The organism is Roseomonas elaeocarpi (assembly GCF_042433915.1).
GTDB lineage: Bacteria > Pseudomonadota > Alphaproteobacteria > Acetobacterales > Acetobacteraceae > Roseomonas > Roseomonas elaeocarpi.
Genome location: NZ_JBHLUN010000008.1, coordinates 163,371 through 181,507 on the forward strand (window position 1 = coordinate 163,371; position 18,137 = coordinate 181,507).

Annotated in this window: 20 protein-coding genes and 1 tRNA gene; 14 read left to right on the forward strand and 7 right to left on the reverse strand. The window is 72.8% G+C overall.

The features are described 5' to 3' along the window. Window positions 1-3: 3 nt before the first annotated feature. The 3 genes from ACFFGY_RS12175 to gluQRS all read right to left on the reverse strand — a co-directional run bounded on the left by ACFFGY_RS12175 (window position 4) and on the right by gluQRS (window position 3,129). A complete protein-coding gene (locus ACFFGY_RS12175; protein ID WP_377044767.1) occupies window positions 4-411 on the reverse strand; it encodes a metallopeptidase family protein in 408 nt (135 codons plus the stop codon). Window positions 412-578: 167 nt separating this feature from the next. Further along, window positions 579-2,177 (reverse strand): ABC transporter substrate-binding protein, encoded by a 1,599-nt coding sequence (locus ACFFGY_RS12180; protein WP_377044768.1) that lies wholly within the window; start codon window positions 2,175-2,177, stop codon window positions 579-581. Between the two features lie 43 nt (window positions 2,178-2,220). Next, entirely contained in the window at window positions 2,221-3,129 is a 909-nt protein-coding gene (gene gluQRS / locus ACFFGY_RS12185) for a tRNA glutamyl-Q(34) synthetase GluQRS (protein ID WP_377044769.1), read from the reverse strand. Between the two features lie 403 nt (window positions 3,130-3,532). Between gluQRS and ACFFGY_RS12190 the strand changes: the two genes are divergently transcribed. From ACFFGY_RS12190 to ACFFGY_RS12210, 5 genes are all read left to right on the forward strand, one after another. Next, window positions 3,533-4,231, forward strand: coding sequence for an alpha/beta hydrolase (locus ACFFGY_RS12190; RefSeq protein WP_377044770.1), 699 nt, complete (start codon window positions 3,533-3,535; stop codon window positions 4,229-4,231). Window positions 4,232-4,392: 161 nt separating this feature from the next. Beyond that, window positions 4,393-4,953 (forward strand): HNH endonuclease, encoded by a 561-nt coding sequence (locus ACFFGY_RS12195; RefSeq protein WP_377044771.1) that lies wholly within the window; start codon window positions 4,393-4,395, stop codon window positions 4,951-4,953. Window positions 4,954-4,989: 36 nt separating this feature from the next. Then, window positions 4,990-5,145 (forward strand): hypothetical protein, encoded by a 156-nt coding sequence (locus tag ACFFGY_RS12200; protein ID WP_377044772.1) that lies wholly within the window; start codon window positions 4,990-4,992, stop codon window positions 5,143-5,145. A gap of 259 nt (window positions 5,146-5,404) precedes the next feature. Further along, window positions 5,405-5,989 (forward strand): hypothetical protein, encoded by a 585-nt coding sequence (locus ACFFGY_RS12205; RefSeq protein WP_377044773.1) that lies wholly within the window; start codon window positions 5,405-5,407, stop codon window positions 5,987-5,989. Window positions 5,990-6,174: 185 nt separating this feature from the next. Further along, window positions 6,175-6,945, forward strand: a complete 771-nt coding sequence (locus ACFFGY_RS12210; RefSeq protein WP_377044774.1) for a hypothetical protein — start codon at window positions 6,175-6,177, stop codon at window positions 6,943-6,945. A 36-nt stretch (window positions 6,946-6,981) separates the two neighbouring features. On the opposite strand, the gene ACFFGY_RS12215 is transcribed toward ACFFGY_RS12210, so the two are convergent. Together ACFFGY_RS12215 and ACFFGY_RS12220 are read right to left on the reverse strand one after the other, a co-directional pair. Further along, window positions 6,982-7,464: a disulfide bond formation protein B gene (locus ACFFGY_RS12215; protein WP_377044775.1), complete on the reverse strand. Its 483-nt coding sequence runs from the start codon at window positions 7,462-7,464 to the stop codon at window positions 6,982-6,984. A gap of 262 nt (window positions 7,465-7,726) precedes the next feature. Then, window positions 7,727-8,290: a DUF2937 family protein gene (locus tag ACFFGY_RS12220; RefSeq protein ID WP_377044776.1), complete on the reverse strand. Its 564-nt coding sequence runs from the start codon at window positions 8,288-8,290 to the stop codon at window positions 7,727-7,729. 319 nt (window positions 8,291-8,609) lie between these two features. Here ACFFGY_RS12220 and ACFFGY_RS12225 point away from each other — a divergent pair. From ACFFGY_RS12225 to ACFFGY_RS12260, 8 genes are all read left to right on the forward strand, one after another. Further along, a tRNA-Leu gene (locus tag ACFFGY_RS12225) sits at window positions 8,610-8,696 on the forward strand. Between the two features lie 202 nt (window positions 8,697-8,898). Continuing rightward, window positions 8,899-9,180 carry an acyl carrier protein gene (locus tag ACFFGY_RS12230; protein WP_377044777.1) on the forward strand — a complete coding sequence of 94 codons (282 nt, stop codon included), beginning with the start codon at window positions 8,899-8,901 and terminating at the stop codon, window positions 9,178-9,180. Between the two features lie 37 nt (window positions 9,181-9,217). Continuing rightward, window positions 9,218-9,682 carry a 3-hydroxyacyl-ACP dehydratase FabZ family protein gene (locus ACFFGY_RS12235; protein WP_377044778.1) on the forward strand — a complete coding sequence of 155 codons (465 nt, stop codon included), beginning with the start codon at window positions 9,218-9,220 and terminating at the stop codon, window positions 9,680-9,682. Beyond that, complete coding sequence (locus tag ACFFGY_RS12240) at window positions 9,682-10,902, forward strand: beta-ketoacyl-ACP synthase (RefSeq protein WP_377044779.1); 1,221 nt, start codon at window positions 9,682-9,684, stop codon at window positions 10,900-10,902. The genes ACFFGY_RS12235 and ACFFGY_RS12240 overlap by 1 nt, the downstream gene beginning before the upstream one ends. Further along, window positions 10,899-12,170 (forward strand): beta-ketoacyl-ACP synthase, encoded by a 1,272-nt coding sequence (locus tag ACFFGY_RS12245; RefSeq protein ID WP_377044780.1) that lies wholly within the window; start codon window positions 10,899-10,901, stop codon window positions 12,168-12,170. Before ACFFGY_RS12240 ends, ACFFGY_RS12245 begins: the two co-directional genes overlap by 4 nt. 152 nt (window positions 12,171-12,322) lie before the next feature. Next, window positions 12,323-13,345: a zinc-binding dehydrogenase gene (locus ACFFGY_RS12250; RefSeq protein ID WP_377044781.1), complete on the forward strand. Its 1,023-nt coding sequence runs from the start codon at window positions 12,323-12,325 to the stop codon at window positions 13,343-13,345. Between the two features lie 44 nt (window positions 13,346-13,389). After that, entirely contained in the window at window positions 13,390-14,274 is an 885-nt protein-coding gene (locus ACFFGY_RS12255; protein WP_377045043.1) for a lipid A biosynthesis lauroyl acyltransferase, read from the forward strand. 348 nt (window positions 14,275-14,622) lie between these two features. Then, on the forward strand, window positions 14,623-15,912 hold the full coding sequence (locus ACFFGY_RS12260) for a glycosyltransferase (protein ID WP_377044782.1): 1,290 nt from the start codon (window positions 14,623-14,625) through the stop codon (window positions 15,910-15,912). On the opposite strand, the gene ACFFGY_RS12265 is transcribed toward ACFFGY_RS12260, so the two are convergent. After that, window positions 15,823-16,347 carry a hypothetical protein gene (locus ACFFGY_RS12265; protein WP_377044783.1) on the reverse strand — a complete coding sequence of 175 codons (525 nt, stop codon included), beginning with the start codon at window positions 16,345-16,347 and terminating at the stop codon, window positions 15,823-15,825. The two genes, ACFFGY_RS12260 and ACFFGY_RS12265, sit on opposite strands and share 90 nt — an antisense overlap. Then, the gene (locus ACFFGY_RS12270; RefSeq protein WP_377044784.1) at window positions 16,344-17,693 is read right to left on the reverse strand and encodes a FliI/YscN family ATPase; all 1,350 of its coding nucleotides are present in this window, start codon (window positions 17,691-17,693) and stop codon (window positions 16,344-16,346) included. Before ACFFGY_RS12270 ends, ACFFGY_RS12265 begins: the two co-directional genes overlap by 4 nt. Before the next feature lie 111 nt (window positions 17,694-17,804). Between ACFFGY_RS12270 and ACFFGY_RS12275 the strand changes: the two genes are divergently transcribed. Continuing rightward, window positions 17,805-18,137: response regulator (locus ACFFGY_RS12275; protein WP_377044785.1), on the forward strand; the 333-nt coding region annotated here is incomplete at its 3' end.

Consider the following 18,137-nt stretch of genomic DNA (forward strand, 5'->3'; position numbering starts at 1 on the left):
CGGTCAGGGCGCCGCGTCGTCGCCTTCTTCTTCCAGCCGCGCGATCTCGGTGTCGGAAAAGCCGAAATGGTGGCCGACCTCGTGGATGATCACGTTGCGCACCAGCCGGAACAGGTCCTCGCCGGTCTCGATCCATTCCACCAGGATGGACTCCCGGAACAGCACGATGGTGTCCGGCCCGCGCGGCAGATCGGTCACCGATCGTTCCGTCAGCGGCACGCCGCGATACAGGCCGGTCAGCTCCCAGGGGTGGTCGAGGCCCATCTCCTCCAGCACCTCGTCCTCGGGAACCTCCTCCACCAGGATGGCGATGCCGCGCACCGAGGTGCGCAGCTCCAGCGGCAGCGCGCCGAGCGCGGCCTCGGCCAGCGAGGCGATGTCGTCCACGGATGGGGGGGTGGTGTGGTGCATGACGGCGGAAGGGGGCGCACACCCGCCCCCCTGCCGTCAAGCTCGGCCGTTCAGCCGCGCTCGCGCCAATGGAGGCCAAGGCCGAACCACACCATCAGCAACGGCAGGCCGGGAGGCTCAACTCCGGATCGCAGCAGCCCCGCCGTGCCGCCCGCCGCCGCCGCCGCTCACGGCTTCGGCTGCACCGTGTCGAAGAAGGTGAAGGAATCCGCCCGCGGCACCATGGTCAGGTCGCGCCGCAGGCCCCAGTCGGCATGGGTGAAGTAGACCGGCACCACCGCCACCTGCTCCATCGCCCGCGCCGTCGCCGCCCGCACCGCCTCGGCGCGCTTGGCCGGATCGAGGTCGTTCAGCGTGGTGTCGACCATGCGATCCAGCGCCGCGTCGGAGAAGCCACCGTAGTTGTTGCCGCCGATGCCGCGGTCGCGGTCCATGGTCTGCACCAGCGACTGCAGCGCCGAGCTCGCCAAGCCGTTGGGCGCGCCGTAGCCCGCCATCAGTGCCGACACGTCCGGCCCGCCGCCCGGCCCGCCGCCCACGCGACGGCGGAACAGGATCGACACGGGCATCGTGTCCACCTGGGTGCGGATGCCCACCGCGCCGAACATCTGGCCGAGCGCCTGGCACACCCGCGCGTCGCCCGGATACCGGTCGTTGGAACAGGCGAGGCTCAGGTTGAAGCCCTTCGGGTAGCCGGCCTCGGCCAGCAGCCGCCGCGACAGCGCGGGGTCGAAGGTGGCGGGCTTCAGCGACGGGTCGTGCGAATCAAGCCCCGGCGCCATGAACTGCCCCGCCGGATCGGCGCTGTTCTGCAGCGCGCGCTCGGCGATGGCGGCACGGTTGATCGCGTGCGTCACCGCCTGCCGCACCCGCAGGTCGCGGAACGGGTTGTGCGGCAGCGGCTTGCCGTCGTCGCCGGTGGCGTAGGGCGTTTGCTCGCGCGACTGGTCGAGCTGGAGGTAGAGCATCATGATCGCGTTGGTGCTGATCACCTGCGTCTTCGGCTCGGCGCGGATGCGGCCCAGCAGCTCGGCCGGCACGGCATCCACCACGTCGAGGTCGCCCGACAGCAGCCCCGCCACGCGCGCGCTGTCGTTGGGGATGAAGCGCGCCTCCACCTTGCTCCACCGCGGCGTCCCACCCCAGTAGTTGTCGTTGCGCGACAGCGTCACGCCGGCGCCCGGCGTCCACTGCACCCAGCGGTACGGCCCCGTGCCGATCGCGGCGCGGCCGCCGTTGAAGTCCGCCGAGGTGGCGCCCTCGGTCGCCTTGGCCGAAACGATGCCGAAGGTGGCGAGGCCGGCGGTCAGCGTCGGCGCCGGGTTGCGCGTGCGGATCACCACGGTCAGCGGGTCCTCCGCTTCCACCGCCACGACCTCGCGCAGGTCGCTCTTGTAGGTTTGCGGCGCGTCGGTGTTCTGCGCCCGCCGGATCGAGGCGATCACGTCCTGCGCCGTGAGCGGCGATCCGTCGGTGAAGCGCACGCCCTCGCGCAGCTTCAGCTCCCAGGTCAGCGGGTCGCGCATCCGCCACGACACCGCCAGGCCCGCCACCGGCTTGATGCTCGCGTCCTGCAGCAGCAGCGGCTCGTAGATCTGCAGCGTGATGTTGCGGTTGGGCGAGTAGGAGCTGGCGGGATCGGGATTGTCCAGCGCGGCGCGCAAGCCGACGCGCAGCTCCTGCGCCGCCGCGCTGCCTCCGCCGAGGGCCAATGTGAGGGCCGATGCGGCGAGGCAGGAGAGGATCGGCAGCGCGCGGTGTTTCATGCGCGGCAGCCCAACACGATCGCGACGGCACCGCAACATGGTGTCACGCGACGCCGGCGCTTTCCGCCAGCGCCAGCACCGCTTGCGGACTGGCGCCCGCCTCGCGCCAGGCGCGGATGGGGCGCGACCCGGCGCTCTTGCTCAGGCGCTGGCCATCGGGGCCGAGCAGCAGCGGGTGATGCGCGTAGAGCGGCTCCGGCCAGCCCATCAGCGCCTGCAGCAGACGATGCAGGTCGGTGCTCGGCCGCAGGTCCTCGCCGCGCGTCACCAGCGTCACGCCCTGCAGCGCGTCGTCATGCGTGACGCAGAGATGATAGGAGGCCGGCACGTCCTTGCGCGCCAGCACCACGTCGCCGAAGGCCGCCGGGTCGCAGCGCACCAGGCGCCCCGCGCCCGGCGCGACACCGGGGGTTTCGCGGCGCAGCGGCCCGCCGCTGGCCGGCATCGACCCGCCCAGCTCGCGGTAGAACAGCGGACCCGGCACCGCCTGGAGGGCACGCGCCATGTCGAGGCGCAGCGCGTGCGGCTCCCCAGCCCGCAGGCGCCGTGCCCGCTCCGCCGCCGGCAGGGCGCGGCAGGTTCCGGGATAGACCGGACCGTCCGGTCCCATCCGCGCCCCGCCCTGCGCCGTCACCGCGCGCGCGACGTCGGCGCGGGTGCAGAAGCACGGATACAGCAATCCCCGCCCCCGCAGCCCGTCCAGCACCGCGGCGTAGTCCGGCAGGTGGCGCGACTGCACGCGCACCGGCCCGTCCCAGCTGAGGCCGAGCCAGCGCAGATCCTCCTCGATGGCCGCGGTGAACTCCGGGCGGCAGCGCCCGAGGTCGATGTCCTCGATGCGCAACAGGAACCGCCCGCCCGCCACCCGCGCCCGCCGCCAGCCTTCGATGGCCGAGCGGACATGGCCCAGGTGCAGCAGCCCGGTGGGACTCGGGGCGAAGCGCGTGACCAAACCGCGATCCGCGCGTTCAGGGGCGGTGTTCTCCGCCTGCACCGTGGCTGCTCTCCCCCGACCCGCCCCCTGCCCTGCGCGGGCGGCCGGCCCCCTCCGTTAACCCAGGGTGCCGATCCGTGCGAGAGTGTCGCCCCGCCCGGGCGTCGGGCGGCGGAGCCTCCCGCGGCCCGGCCGGTGCCGTCCCGGTCCGGCGGGCCAGCGACCCGACCCCGCCGGCCGGTTGTCCCGACCGCTGCTCCACCGGACACCCTATTTACCGGGCGCCCACTCTGGGCACTCCCACACCGGGTGCACCACACCGGGCACCCCACACCGGGCACCCTCACCCTTCGGGCGCACCCCTCACCGGGCACCCGGCCCGCCGCGACCTCCCCAACCCACCTCCCGCAGGAGAGCCCCGATGAGCCCGATCCCACGACTCGAACCGGCCTCCGGCCGCAGGCCGCGGCAGCTGGTGGTGATCCTGCACGGCGTGGGCGCCAGCGGCGCGGACCTGATCGGCTTCGCGCCGCCGCTCGCCGAGGCGCTGCCGGACGCGCTGTTCCTGGCCCCGGACGCACCGAACCCCTTCGACGGTGCCCCCACCGGGCGGCAATGGTTCCCGCTGCGCGACTGGCGGCTCGCGGTGCTGGTGCCCGCCGTGCGCGCCGCCGCACCTGCCCTCACGGCCCAGTTGGAACAGCTGCTGCGCGAGAACGAGGTGGCGCCGGAGAACCTCGTCCTCGTGGGCTTCTCGCAGGGCGCGATGATGGCGCTGCACGTGGGCCTGCGCCTCGCGACTCCGCCGGCCGCCATCCTGGCCTATGCTGGGATGCTGCTCGACCCCGCCAGCCTGGTGACGGAGCTGCGCAAGCCGCCGGCACCGGTGCTGCTGGTGCACGGCGAGGACGACGGGATCGTGCCGGCCGACGCGTCGCGCCGCGCCTATACGGCCCTGTTCGCGCTGGGCGTGCCGGTGGAGTCGCGCTTCACGCCGGCGCTGGGCCACACCATCGACGTGGGCGGCATCATGGCCGGCGCCGACTTCCTGCGCCGCAAAGTGGGGGCCGGCGGGCATCCCGGCGGCGAGGTTGCACCGCCGGCGGGGGCGCTTCGATGAAGCCTGCGTGACGTCACGCTGTTGCGTGGTTGCGGCCGTGTGGGAAGGGTGGCACACCCTCGCTCACACGATCGGACGGCGCCACTTCATCTGGGGCCTCTCTGTCCGAACAGGCCCCAGTTCTGGTGGCCCCGCTCCGGCAAACGGGACGGGAGCCTCACTTGCCTGACGGCGGTCACAGTTTCCCTGCACTGGTGCTGAACGCGGACTTCCGTCCGCTGTCGTATTATCCGCTCTCGCTGTGGTCCTGGCAGGACGCGGTGAAGGCGGTGTTCCTCGACCGCGTCTCGGTGCTCAACGAGTACGAGCACGAGGTGCGATCCCCCACCCATACCATGCGGCTGCCCAGCGTCATCGCGCTGCGGGAATACATCCCCTCGGCCCGGCGACCGGCCTTCACGCGGTTCAACGTGTTCCTGCGCGACCACTTTTCCTGCCAGTACTGCATGGCCGGGCTGCCGACGCCGGAACTCACCTTCGACCACGTCATCCCGCGCTCGCGCGGCGGCCGCACCACCTGGGACAACGTCGTCACCGCCTGCGGCCCCTGCAACCTGCGCAAGGGTTCCAAGATGCCGCGCGAATGCCAGATGATCCCGCGCGTGGTGCCGCGCCAGCCGACCTCGTGGGAGCTGCAGGACAACGGCCGGGCCTTTCCGCCGAACTACCTGCACGAGAGCTGGCGCGACTACCTCTACTGGGACAGCGAACTGGAAAGCTGAACCGCCCTGGATCCCGTCACACGTCTTTTCATCGCGATGGCGCAGTGGTGGCGCCATCCGCCCGACCGCGCCCGGCTCATCACCATCGCCGTGGCGATCGTGGCGTCGCTCGTCCTGGTGGGGATCGAGCGCACGGTGGGCTGGCCCAGCTGGCTGCACACCGAGCCGGTGCCGATCCGCCGCGCCCCGTGAACGCCGCGCCGCCATAGCCCTTCGTCCTGAAGTCCCAGCCTGAGCGGGCGGGCCTGAACCGCTGAGGCTGAACCGATGGGGCTAACCGATGGGCCCGGACTTTCGGCCCGGTAGCGGCGCTGGCATCCTCGGCCGCATGAGACTCCGTCCTGCCGCGCTGCTCGGCCTTCTGATGCTTGCGGCCTGTGCCCAGCCGGGCACGCCGCCTCCCGCCACAGCATCCGGAGCGGCGACGGAGGCTTCCACCGCGGACGACGCCATGCCGGCGACCCTGGGCAGCTTCACGCGCTTCCGCCTGGACACGGCCGCGCAGCAGGTCGCGCCGGACGACGTGCTCGGCAGGGCCGGCATTGCCATGGCCTTCTACCGCCAGGACACGAGCAACATCTTCGGCATCCTGATGCTGGACCCGCCTTCGGCGCCCCCGCTGCCCGACGGCGTCACCGCCCCCGACCTGCTGTTCCGCAAGGAGGGGATGTGGCGTGCGGTCCCCAGGCGGCCGAACATGCACCCGCTGACGCAGTTCGACGTCAACGACGCGCCATCGAAGCTCAGGCTGAGCTGTTTCGGCTTCATACAGCAGGAGCCCGTGCTGCTGCTTCAGGTCGCCACCTGCCTCACCGCGATGGAGGGGCGGATGGTGGTGCTCTCGATGGGAATGCCCGTGATCCCCGATGCGGAGCCGCGCGCCGCGGCGCAGGCGCTGACCAGCCGTGCGGTGATCCTGCTCACGGCGCTGCGGGAAAACCTGCAGCGGGACCCGCGGGTCGGGCTGCCCAACGGGCCGGCAGCGGGTCGCCCGCCGATCGCGCCAGCATCCGGCAGGCCGCCCCTGCGCACCTGACCGGCGGCATGCGCAACCTGGCGTCCGCCAGGGCAGGCCGTTCCCGCATGGTCGGGGAGCATGGCGGGTCAGGCCGGCTCAGCCCCCCTCCGTCCGCCGTGGAAACCCGCCCCACACGCAACCGCGACCGGGTGAACCGCCTCCGCGGCCTTTCCCCGCCGCCGCCGGGGCGGCATCTTGCGGCCATGAAGTTCGTCCCCCTTGCCGGCCTCGCCGCGGCCGCCTCGCTCGCCGCCTGCGCCACGCCGCCGGCAACCCCCGCCCAGGTTTCCGCCATCCTCGCCGAGGCCCAGCCGGTTTCCGTCACCACCGGCCCATCACCCCGCGGCACCCGTTCCGTCAGCCAGGGGCCGGGCGCCTTCGAGGCCTATGCCCCGCCCGACGGGCTGCCGGCGGTGCTGGCCGGCCTCGTGCGCGTCCGCCCGACCTCGGCCGTGACCGGCGGCCCGGCCGGGGGCGGCCCGATCGGGGGCGGCCCTGCTGGCAGCGCGGCGACGGCGCGCGGCGGCCAGTCCGGCTACTACGTGGACGGCGGCGACACCCTGGCCTTCGTGCTGCTGGAGCCGGTGGTGCGATTCCACCGCCGCCCCGGCGCGCCCCAGGCCAATGCACGGCGCGACAGCTACCTGGCCGCCACGCGGGCGCAGCCGGGCACGCGAATCCTCAGCCGCTTCGAGGCGGCCGACCCGCAGCAGGGCCTGGCGTTGGCCTGCTACGACTACCTCGACGCCTCGCCCGAGCCGCTGCAGATCGTGATCTGCGCCGCGGCAGTGGAACGGCGCATGGTCACGCTGCGCCTCAACGTCGTCGCCCCGCCCGAGGCCGGCCGCACCGATGCGCGCAACCTCATGGCCGGGCGCGCGGTGCGGATGACGCTGGCGCTGGGCGAGTCCCTGCGTAGCCCCTCCGGCAGTCCCTCGGGCGACCCCGCCGTGTCGCGCGCCGCCGCGCCGTAGCGCCCGCGTCCAGGCGGCAGGGCGGCGGCGGTCGGCTCACACGCCCCGGCGGCCCTGCTGCACCGACCAGCGCAGCGCCAGCCCCCCGACCACGGCGGCGTAGACGAAGTTCATCTGCGCCATCGAGACCGGCAGGCCCGGGATCAGGAAGGACGGCGCGTCGCAGGGCTTGTCGGGCTTGGCCGACATGGCCTTGAGCATGTCGTCCACGCTCAGTCCCAGCGTCGCGGTGGGCGCCTGGCAGGAAGGCAGCGGCGAGGGCCACCAGCCCTGCTCCACGCCGATATGCAGCGCCGCGATCCCGGCCGAAACCAGCACCGCCAGACCCGCCAGCGACAGCAGCCAGCGCCCGCGCGTCAGCGCGGCCAGCACCGCCAGCGCCGCCGCCACCCAGTAGGGCCAGCGCTGCCACAGGCACAGCGCGCAGGGTGCCAGCCCCACGAAGCGCTCGGTGCCCAGGGCAAACAGGGGTGCGACGGCGGCCAGCACGGCGATGGTGAGGGCGGGTACACGGTTCATGGGCGCGGAAGCTGCGTCGGCTCCGGCACCTCCGCAAGCCCGCCGGCGCGGGTTCCTGCCGCGCGCCGTACCCGGTTCCGCTGCCGCAGATCGCCTGGGGCGCTGGCTGCGGGCCGGTCGTCCCGGCCGCATGCGACCCGGCCCACACTCCTGAGCCACGCGCGACCGGCCCACGGTCCGCATGCCCCGCCGCGAGGCCGCATGCCGCGACCCCGGATGCCGCAGCCCGGCGCCCGGGTCACAGCAGCCGGCCGGCGCCACTTCAGACGGCCGCCTGACGACGCGGCCGCCGTCGGAACATGCCGCCCAGCAGCGCGCGCAGCAGCGTCAGCAGCGCTTCGGCCAGCAGCACCCCCAGCAGCAGCCCCACCAACCCGTAGGTCGCCGCTGCCGTGCCGAGGATCAGCGAGGGCTCGTGCGTCGCCACCGCGGTCCGCAGCACCGCGCGCTTGTCGCCCTGCCCGTCGCTCAGCGCGTCCCACAGGGCATCCACCGGGCGCAGCAGCGCCGGCGTTTGTTGGAGCCGCTCGTAGGTCCCTCGCATCCGCCCTTCGCGCTCCACCGACAGGGCGAGGCCCTGGGCGTTGGAGGGCTCGCGCGGCCGCAGCGCCTCGATCACCGTCTGGTCGCCCGTGTCGGGCAGCTCGTAGTACTGGCGGGCCAGCGCCTTGCGCGCCTCGATGTCGCGCCGCCCGTCCTCGGCGATCTGCAGCAGCGCCGCGGTGTAGCTGCCGCTCAGCGCCGGCAGCTGCATCGCCGCGACGGCCAGCGCCAGCGCCAGCGCCAGGCGGACGAAATCCCCCAGCCAACGTCCGATGAACCCCATCAACCCCTCCGCTGCCGCCCCGTGTGCCCAGGCTGACGGTTCCGCCGCCCGGGCGCCCTCCGGTTCCCCTGTTCCGCGGCCGGTGCGCGGCGGCCAAGCCGGGCCGCGCCGCCGCGCACCGGCGCGGAAACCTGTCCTGGGAAGCCCCGCGACGGGCCGGAGGTTTCCGCGCCTCGGCCGGATGCGCCGCCACCCCGCCCGATCGGGCCCACCCGGCGGCCCAGCCGACGGAGTATCCGGCCCGGCCGACAGTTCTGTTTCCGGCGGCTCTGGACCGTGGCCGCGGGGACGGGTAATTCCTGCCCCGCACGCGGCGGATGCCCCCGTGGCGGAATGGTAGACGCAGCCGACTCAAAATCGGCAGCCTCGAAAGGGTGTGGGGGTTCAAGTCCCTCCGGGGGCACCAGCGCGCGAACGGCGCGCCGCGACGCCACCTGTGGCCCGGCCCGACGGGATGTTTCCGCGGGCGCGATGCGGCAGCCGTGCAACAGGCCGGACCGCCGATGCTCTGGACACCCGGGGCCTTTCCGGTCCATCACCCGCCCCCTGATCCGGCCGGTTCCCGCGGGCACCGGGGCCGACCCACGCCTTCTTCCCAGGAGCCTCCCATGGCCTCGGCCTTCGAGCGTATCGCCGACATCATCGCCGCCAATTCCGAGGTGCCGCGCGACAAGATCACGCCCGACAGCCACGTGATCGAGGACCTCGGCATCGACAGCCTCGACTTCCTCGACATCGTCTTCGCCATCGACAAGGAATTCGGCATCAAGGTGCCGGTCGAGAAGTGGACGCAGGAGGTCAATGCCGGTGAGGCTCCGGCCGACCATTACTTCGTGATGAAGAACCTCGCCGCCCGCGTCGAGGAGCTCGCGGCCGCCAAGGGCGCCTGAACCACCACCCGAGCAGGACGGCAGGAACGGAACCGGCGTGCGCCTCGAATACTTCACCATGATCGACCGCATCCTCGCCTTTGACGGCGAGACGATCACGGCCGAAAGCACCGTGCCCGACCAGTCGCCGGTCTTCGAAGGGCACTTCCCCGGGCACCCGCTGGTGCCCGGCGTGCTGCTGGTGGAAACCATGGCGCAGGCCTCGGGCTGGCTGCTGCTGGCGCGCAACGCGCTCGCCGCCATGCCCTTCCTGACCTCGGTGAAGGAAGCGAAGTTCCGCCACTTCGTGGGGCCGGGCGCGCCGCTCACCATCACCGCCCGCATCAGCCATGACGGCTCCGGCTACGCCGTGACGGCGGCGCGCATCGAGAGCGCGGGCAAGCGCCTCTGCGACGCCGAGATCATGCTGCGCATCATGCCCTTCCCCGCCCCGGAGCTGGAGGCCGCGATGCGCGAGCGCGCCGCCGCCATCGGCCTCGATGCCTTCGGAGTGTCCGTCTGATGGCCACCGCCACCAACCGGGACGTGGTGATCACCGGCATCGGCCTGGTGACCTCGCTGGGCGAGGGCCGCGACGCCCACTGGGACACGCTGCGCGCGCCCGGCCGCCACGCGGTGGTCGACGAGACGGGCTTCGCCCCCTGGCCGGTGCATCCCCTGCCCGCGCTCGACCTCGACCGGCAGATCCCCAAGCGCGGCGACCAGCGGCAGATGGAGCCCTGGCAGCGGCTGAACACCTACGCCGCCGGGCTGGCCCTCGACGATGCCGGCGCGCGCGACCTCGTGGCTGACATGCACCTGATGGTGGCGGCCGGCGGCGGCGAGCGCGACCTGCCACTGGATGAGCAGGTGACCGCCGCGCTCGCCGAGGCAGACGGCGCCGAGGCCGCCGGAAACGGCGCCCGCCTGAACGAGATGCTGGCCACCGGCCTGCGCCCGACGCTGTTCCTGGCGCAGCTGAGCAACCTCGTCGCCGGCAACATCTCCATCGTCCACGGCGTCACCGGCTCGTCGCGCACCTTCATGGGCGAGGAATCCGCCGCCGCCGACGCGCTGCGCATCGCCCGCGCCCGCATTGCCGAGGGCCGGGGCGAGATCGCCCTGGTGGGCGGCGGCTTCGTGGGCAGCCGCTGGGACATGCTGGTGCTGTTCCGCGGCGGCGACGGCCTTTGGGAAGGCCCCTTCCAGCCTCTCTCGGGTCGTGGCGAGGGCGGCATGGTGCTGGGCGGCATGTCCGCCTACCTCGTGCTGGAAGCGGCCGAGCACGCCCGGGCCCGTGGCGCCCGCGTCCTGGCCCGTCTCGACGCGGTGGCCACCGACGCCACCCACCGCACCGCGCCCGGCGAGAGCGCCACGGCGGCCGAGGCCCTGCTCGCCCGCGTCGGCGGCCCGGCGCCGGCGGTGATCTCCGGCACGCCCGGCACCCCCTCCGCCTGGGCCGAGGAGGAGCGCTTCCTCCAAACGCTGGGCGGTGCCGCCATCCGCCGCAGCGGCAGCCTGCTGGGCCACGGGGTCGAGGCCAGCTTCCCCGTCAACGTCGCGCTGGCGGCGCTCGCCCTGTCGCGCGGCGGCTTCTATCCCGCCATGGACCCGGCCGACGCGGGCGAGGCCGCTGCGCCCGACCGCATCCTCGTCACCGGCTTCGGCCAGTGGCGCGGCGAGGCGCTCGCCTCCATTTCGCGTCCCGATACGGCGCGCCCGGACACGGAGAGCCCCGCGTGAAGGACCATCTCGGCCGCCCGCTCGTCGCCGTCACCGGCCTCGGCGCCGTCACGCCGCTAGGCTTCGGACTCGATGAGACCTGGCCGGCGCTGCTGGCCGGCCGTTCCGGCATCCGCCGCATCACGCGCTTCCCGACCGAGCACCTGCGCACCACCATCGCAGGCACCGTGGACCTGCCGGAGGAAGCCACCGGCGAGCCGCTGACCAGCCCCCGCCGCGTCGAGCGCATCGCCACGCTGGCGATCGAGGAAGCCCTGGGCATGTCCGGCCTCGGTCAGCTGGGTTCCTTCCCCGGTCCGCTCTTCGTCGGCATGCCGCCGGTTGAGGTCGAGTGGCCCGACCGCCTGTCGCTGGCCCGCGCGGCGCTCGCGCGCGGCGAGGAGCCCACCTACCGCGCCATGACCGCCGCCGCCGCCGGCCGCCACGACATCCACGACACGGTGCTGGGCTTCGGCATCGGCGAGCGCCTGAGTGCCCGCTTCGGCACGCGCGGCGCGCCGGTCAGCATCACCACCGCCTGCGCCACCGGCGCGTCCTCGATCCAGCTGGCGGTCGAGGCGATCCAGCGTGGCGAATGCACCGCCGCCATCGCGCTGGGCGCCGACGGCACGGTGCAGCCGGAATCGCTGATCCGCTTCTCGCTGCTCTCGGCGCTGTCCACCCGCAACGACGAGCCGGAGCGCGCTTCCCGCCCCTTCGAAAAGCACCGCGCGGGCTTCGTGATGAGCGAGGGCGCTGCGGCCCTGATCCTGGAAGACTACGACAGCGCGATCGCGCGCGGCGCCAAGGTCCTGGCCATCGTGTCGGGCTGCGGCGAGCGTGCCGACAGCTTCCACCGCACCCGCTCCAACCCCGACGGCAACGCGGTGATCGGCGCCATGCGGGTCGCGCTGTCGGATGCGGGCTTGCGGCCGGAAGACATCTCCTACGTCAACGCGCACGGCACCGGCACGCCCGAGAACGACAAGATGGAGAACTTCGGCATGCGCGCCGTGTTCGGCGACAACGCGCCGCCGATCTCGTCCAACAAGTCGATGATCGGCCATACGCTCTCCGCCGCGGGCGCGCTGGAAGCAGTGTTCTCGATCCTGACGATCCGCGACGGCCGCATGCCGCCCACGATCAACTACGACGAGCCCGATCCCAGCATCACCCTCGACGTGGTGCCCAACACCGCGCGCGACGCCACGGTGCGGCACGTGCTGAGCAATTCCTTCGGCTTCGGCGGCCAGAACACCTGCCTCGTGCTCTCGGCGGAGCCGCGCTGATGCGCGCCCCGGCCGCGGATCGCGGCCATCGCGAAGCACTCAGGATCAGCCTCGTGCCTGCCGGCACGGGCGCGGTTCGCGCCGACGCGGCCGCCCTGCCCCCTTTCCTTCCCGTCCGGGCCCTGCCGCCCGTGACCCGGAGCTGAACCGTTATGCGTGCCCTCCGCCTCCACGGCGACCGTGACCTCCGCATCGACGACATCGCCCCGCCCCCGCCGCCGGGTCCTGGCGAGGTGCAGATCCGTCCGCTGGCGGTGGCGCTGAACCACATCGACGTCTGGGGCTGGCGCGGCATGGCCTTCGCCAAGCGCAACCTGCCGCTGGTCACCGGCGCCGAGGCCGTGGCCGAGGTGGTCGCCACCGGCGAGGGCGTGTCGAGCTGGAAGCGCGGCGACCGCGTGGCTCCCTACGGCGCCATGACCTGCGGCCACTGCCGCGCCTGCCGCGAAGGCCGCGACAACCTGTGCGAGAACGTCGGCGGCGTGATGGGCTTTCATCTCGACGGCTTCGCGCAGGAACTGGTGAACATCCCCGCCCGCCTGCTGATCGCGGTGCCGGAGAACGTGGCGACGAACGACGCCGCCTGCGCCACCATCACCTTCTCCACCGTCGAGCACATGCTGTTCGACAACGCCCGGCTTGAGCCCGGCGAGACCATCCTGATCCAGGCCGCGGGCTCGGGCATCGGCACCGTCGCGATCAAGGAAGCCAAGGCGCTCGGCTGCACCGTGATCGCCACCGCCGGCGACGACGAGAAGTGCGAGAAGGCCCGCGCGCTGGGTGCCGATCACGTCGTCAACTACAACACCCAGAACTTCCCCACCGTGGCGCGCCGCATCACGGGCAAGCGCGGCGTGGACGTGGTGTTCGAGCATGTCGGCGCCTCCACCTGGGCGGGCTCGCTGCTCAGCCTCAAGATGGGCGGGCGGCTGGTCACCTGCGGCTCCACCTCGGGTGTGTCGGCCGAAACCAACCTGATGATGATCTTCCAGCGCCAGCTGCGGATCATCGGCTCCTTCGGCGCCTCCATGCGCAACGTGGCCGATGGCTTGGCCAAGATGGCGAACGGCATGACGCCGGTGCTCGACACCGTGATCCCGCTGGAGCGTTTCACCGAGGGGCTGGACCGCCTCGAGAGCCGCCGGGTCTTCGGCAAGATCGTGGTCACGCTCTGACACCGGAGCTTCGCTACCGCTGGCGCAAGGCGCAGCTCCGCGCGCTGCAATGGCGCGACCGGGGCGTGGCCGTGCTGGTGCGCGGGCTGTTCGCCGCCATGCGCGCGCTGGGTCCTGACCGCGCCCCGCGCCTGGGCAGCGCCGTGTGCCGCCGCCTGGGTCCGCGCACCAAGGCGCACCGCATCGCGCTCGGCAACATCCGCGCCGCCTTTCCGGACCAGCCCGCCGAGTGGCACGACCGCGTTGCGGACGAGGCCTGGGACAATCTCGGCCGCACCGCCTGCGAGTACGTGCATCTCGGCCATATCTGGGACCTGACCGAGGAACGCCGCCCCGGCGGCCGGGTCGAGATCGACGACGCGACCTTCGCGCGCTTCAAGGCGCTGCGGGAACACGAGGGCCCGGTGCTGGTCTTCGCCGCCCATCTCGCGAACTGGGAACTGCCGGCCGTAGCCGCCCGCAAGCACGGGCTGAAAACGGCGGTGCTCTACCGCACCCCCAACAACCGGCCGGTGGCGGACCTCATCCGCGACCTGCGCCGCGACCTGATGGGCGAGATGGTGCCCGCCGGCCTCACCGCGCCGACGCGCCTCGCCAAGGCGCTGCAGGAAGGCACCGTCACCGCCATGCTGGTGGACCAGCGCTTCGGCCGCGGCCCGGAGGTCGAATTCCTCGGCCGACCCGCCGCCGCCAACCCGCTGCTGGCCAACCTCGCGCGGCGCTTCGACTGCCCGGTGCACGGCGCCCGCGCCATCCGCCTGCCCGGCGGCCGCTTCCGCGTCGAGCTGACCGAGGCGATCCCCATGCCGCGTGACGAGGCGGGCCAGGTCAGCGTCGACGCCGCCACGCAGCGCATCAACGACGTGATCGCCGGCTGGATCCGCGAGTACCCGGGCCAGTGGCTCTGGATGCACCGCCGCTGGCGCTGAGGCGCCGCCGCGCCCAGGGCCCGGAGGCGATCCGGGCCGCCTGACAGGTTGTGCCCGCCGCTGCGCGGAGCGATCGGCCGGCACACCTTCCGCGCAACGGCCTCGCGGCGGCTTCCGCCCCCCAGCTTCGTCCCGCTTCCCGGCGGACGCTCAGGTCCGAGCGCTAACCTCCTGTTCATGCCGGGAGTTCAGCCAGGGCTCCTGAACTCGGCAGCAACTTCTCGCAGAACGTTCCAAAATACCTGCATCCAGCAGTTGTTTACACGTTTTTTTCATACAACTCACAGTTTCTGGAAAAATCCCGCATATTGAGACAATTGGCTGCTCCTTCTTTGGGGGAGCGGCACAATGTTGACCGGGAGCCTGTCCATCATCGTCGCGGTGCTCGCCGCCGCGGCCTGGCTGCTGTTGTCGCTCGTCACCACCGCCAGCACTTTCCTGTACCACCACCGTGTCCGGAACCCGCTGGCACCTGCCCCGGGGCGCCCGCGAGTGGCGCTGCTGGTGGCGATCAAGGGGGTGGGCGCCGGAACGGAAGCCTTCCTCGAGGCCCTGGCGCGGCAGCAGGATGTGGACCACCGCCTCGTCTTCGCGGTGGAATCCGCGGCTGACCCGGTCTGCGCCGTGCTGGACCGCTTCATCGCCCGCAGCCCCGTTCCGGCCATGCGCGTCGAGGCCGGGCTGGCGCAGGGGCGCGGGCAGAAGGTCCACAACCTCCTCGCGGCTCTCGAGACCCTGACGCCGCGCGACGAGATCATCGCCTTCACCGATGCCGACACCCTGCCCCCGCCGGACTGGTTGGCGCAGCTGGTCCGCCCGCTTGCGCTGCGCCGGGCCGATGTCAGCAACGGCTATATCTGGACCATTCCGACCGACGGGCAGATCGGCAGCCGCCTCGCGGCGCTGCTGTCGGTCGCGGTCGCCACCACGCCGCGTTTCCACAGCTGGAACCTGTGCTCCGGCGCCGCCATGGCGCTGCGCCACGAGGCGCTGGAGCGCATGGACCTGCGCGCCGCCTGGAGCAACACGCTGTCGGATGACCTGGCACTCAGCGTCGCCGCGCGCCGCGCCGGGTTGCGTGTCCACCCGACCCACCGCGTCCTGGCGCCGAGCCCGGTGTCGCACGGCCTCGGCAGCCTCACCGCCTATGCCCGCCGGCAATACCTCATCCTGCGGCTCTACGCCCCGGGCTACTGGCTGACCGCCCTGGCCGCGCTGCTGCCGCCGGTGCTGCTGGCGCTGCTGACCCTGCCGCTGCGCCACGTCGCCTGGCCGCTGCTGCTGCTGGTGCCTGCCACCGCGATGCTGCTGCAGCAGCTCCGTCAAACGCTGCGCATCCGCATCGCCGAGCAACTGCTGCCGCCCGAGCAGGCGGCGCGCAGCCGCGCCACCATGCGACGCGACCGCTGGCTCCTGCCGCTGCTCCCCGCGGTCAATCTCGCGCTGCTGCTGTCCACCGCCTTTGGCCGGCGGATCAGCTGGTCGGGCATCCAGTACCGCGTCCACGGGGCGGAGCGGATGGAGGTGCTGTGGCGTGCCGCGGCAGGTTCAGCGCCGGCGCCGTCCGGCGTCGTCCAGCACGGCAAGGCTCGCGCGTTCCCGCAGCGCCGTCCGCAGCGCCTCGCGCCGGTCGCGTAGCTGCTCCACGGCGCGCTCCGCCGCCCTGGCCTCCGCCAGCGCCTGCCGGGCGGTCTCGGCCAGCGCCGCCGCGCCCGCCGCCTGCTGCTGCGCCGTAGCCCGCTGCCGCAGCGCCAGCGGCAGCCAGCGGGCGTAGTCGGCCGCCTGCGCGACGTTGGCCTGCCCGACAGCGGCGTGCCCGGTGACGGCATGGCCGACAACGGCATCTCCGCTGCCGGCGCTCCCGGTTCCGGCAACCGCGGTGCCGGCTATCCCGGCACCGGTATTCCCGGCCCGGGCCTCGCGTGGCAGGGCTTCCGCCGCCTCGGCCGCGCGGGCTTCCGCCACGTCCTGCGCCGCCAGGCGCTCGCCCAGGGCGCGGCGGGCCGCTTCCACCTCCATCCCGCGCAGCCGCGCCAGCACCGCCAGCGGGTCGCGGGCGCCCCTGCGGCTCACGCCGCCTCCAGCGCGATGGCGAGCTGCCGGAAGGCCTCCGCCACACCCTCGCGCTCGTCCTTGCGTTGCGTCAGCACGGCCTCGATGCGCGGCGCCAGCCGCACCGCCTCGTCCACCGCCGGGTCCGTTCCCGCGCGATAGGCGCCCAGCCGCACTAGGTCCGCCATGTCGCGAAACAGCGCCAGGATCCGCCGCGCCCGCAGCAGGATCGGCCGCTCCTCGGGCAGGAGGCAGCCCGGCGAGGTCCGCGACAGCGACCGCAACACGTCCACCGCCGGGTAGCGCCCGCCCTCGCCGATCGCGCGGTCCAGCACGACGTGGCCGTCCAGGATGCCGCGCACCGCGTCGGCCACCGGCTCGTCATGGTCGTCGCCTTCCACCAGCACGGTGAACAGCCCGGTGATCGCGCCGCCGCCTGCCCCTTCCGCCGCGGTGCCGGCGCGCTCCAGCAGACGCGGCAGCTCGGCGAAGACGGAGGGCGGGTAGCCCTTGGTGGTGGGCGGCTCGCCGGCCGCGAGGCCGATCTCGCGCAGCGCCATGGCGAAGCGGGTCACGCTGTCCATCAGCAGCAGCACCTGCTGCCCCTCGTCGCGGAAATGCTCGGCCACCGTCATCGCGGCCAGCGCGGCGTCGCGGCGCATCAGCGGCGAGGCGTCGGAGGTCGCGCAGACCACCACCGCCCGGCGCAACCCTTCCGGTCCCAGGTCGTCCTCGATGAACTCCCGCAGCTCGCGCCCGCGCTCGCCCACCAGGCAGATCACCGTGACCTCGGTGTCGGCCCCGCGCGCCAGCATGGACATCAGCGTGGACTTGCCCACGCCCGACGCCGCGAAGAGGCCCAGGCGCTGCCCGCGCCGGCAGGTGGCGAAGATGTCCAGTGCCCGCACGCCCAGGTCCAGCCGCGGCCCCAGCCGGGCACGCTGCCCGGCCTGTGGCGGGGCCGCCCGGATGGCGCGGGCGCGGGGCCCGTCCCGCAGCGGCCCGAGCCCGTCCATCGGCCGCCCCGTCGGATCGATGACCCGGCCGAGCCAGGAGCGGTCCGGCGACAGAGTCGCGGCATCCAGCACGCGAACCGGCTGCCCCGGGGCGATTCCCTGCGCCGCGCCGTGCAGCGAGGCCAGCAGACGGCCTCCGGAGGCCCCTACAATCTCTGCGCGAGACGATTCCGGTTCCTGAGACACCACCAAGAGGCGGTGACCGACCGGTGGGGGCGGATGCAGCCCCGCGACCTCGACGCCGGTCCCGACCACGGATGCGACCCGGCCCATGCAGACAGTCAGCTGTACTTTATCGATTTTCTCTGCAGCCTGGTTAACCGATCCTGCGAGTTCAACGAGATCGTTCATCTCTTTTTTGCGATCCGTCCAAGTTCTTAATATGCTTCATCTCCAAAATGACTCTTTTAAGTTTCCGAAAGGTGAGGCCTTATGCACGCATAGAGTGTGGGAAGCAGAAAAATGCGCGTTCTTCTGGTTGAAGATGACCTGACCACCGCCCGCGGCATCACGCTGATGCTGAAGTCGGCGACCATGATCGTGGACGCCGCCGACACGGGCGAGGAAGCCCTGGAGCTGGCCAAGCTCTACGACTACGACATCATCATTCAGGACCTGATGCTGCCGGACATGGAGGGCTACGAGGTGGTCCGCCGCCTCCGCGCCGCTCGGATCGACACCCCGGTGCTGATCCTGTCGGGCCTGTCGCGGCCGCAGGCCAAGGTGAAGGGCTTCGGCATGGGCGCCGACGACTTCATCGTGAAGCCCTTTGACCAGAGCGAGCTGATCGCCCGC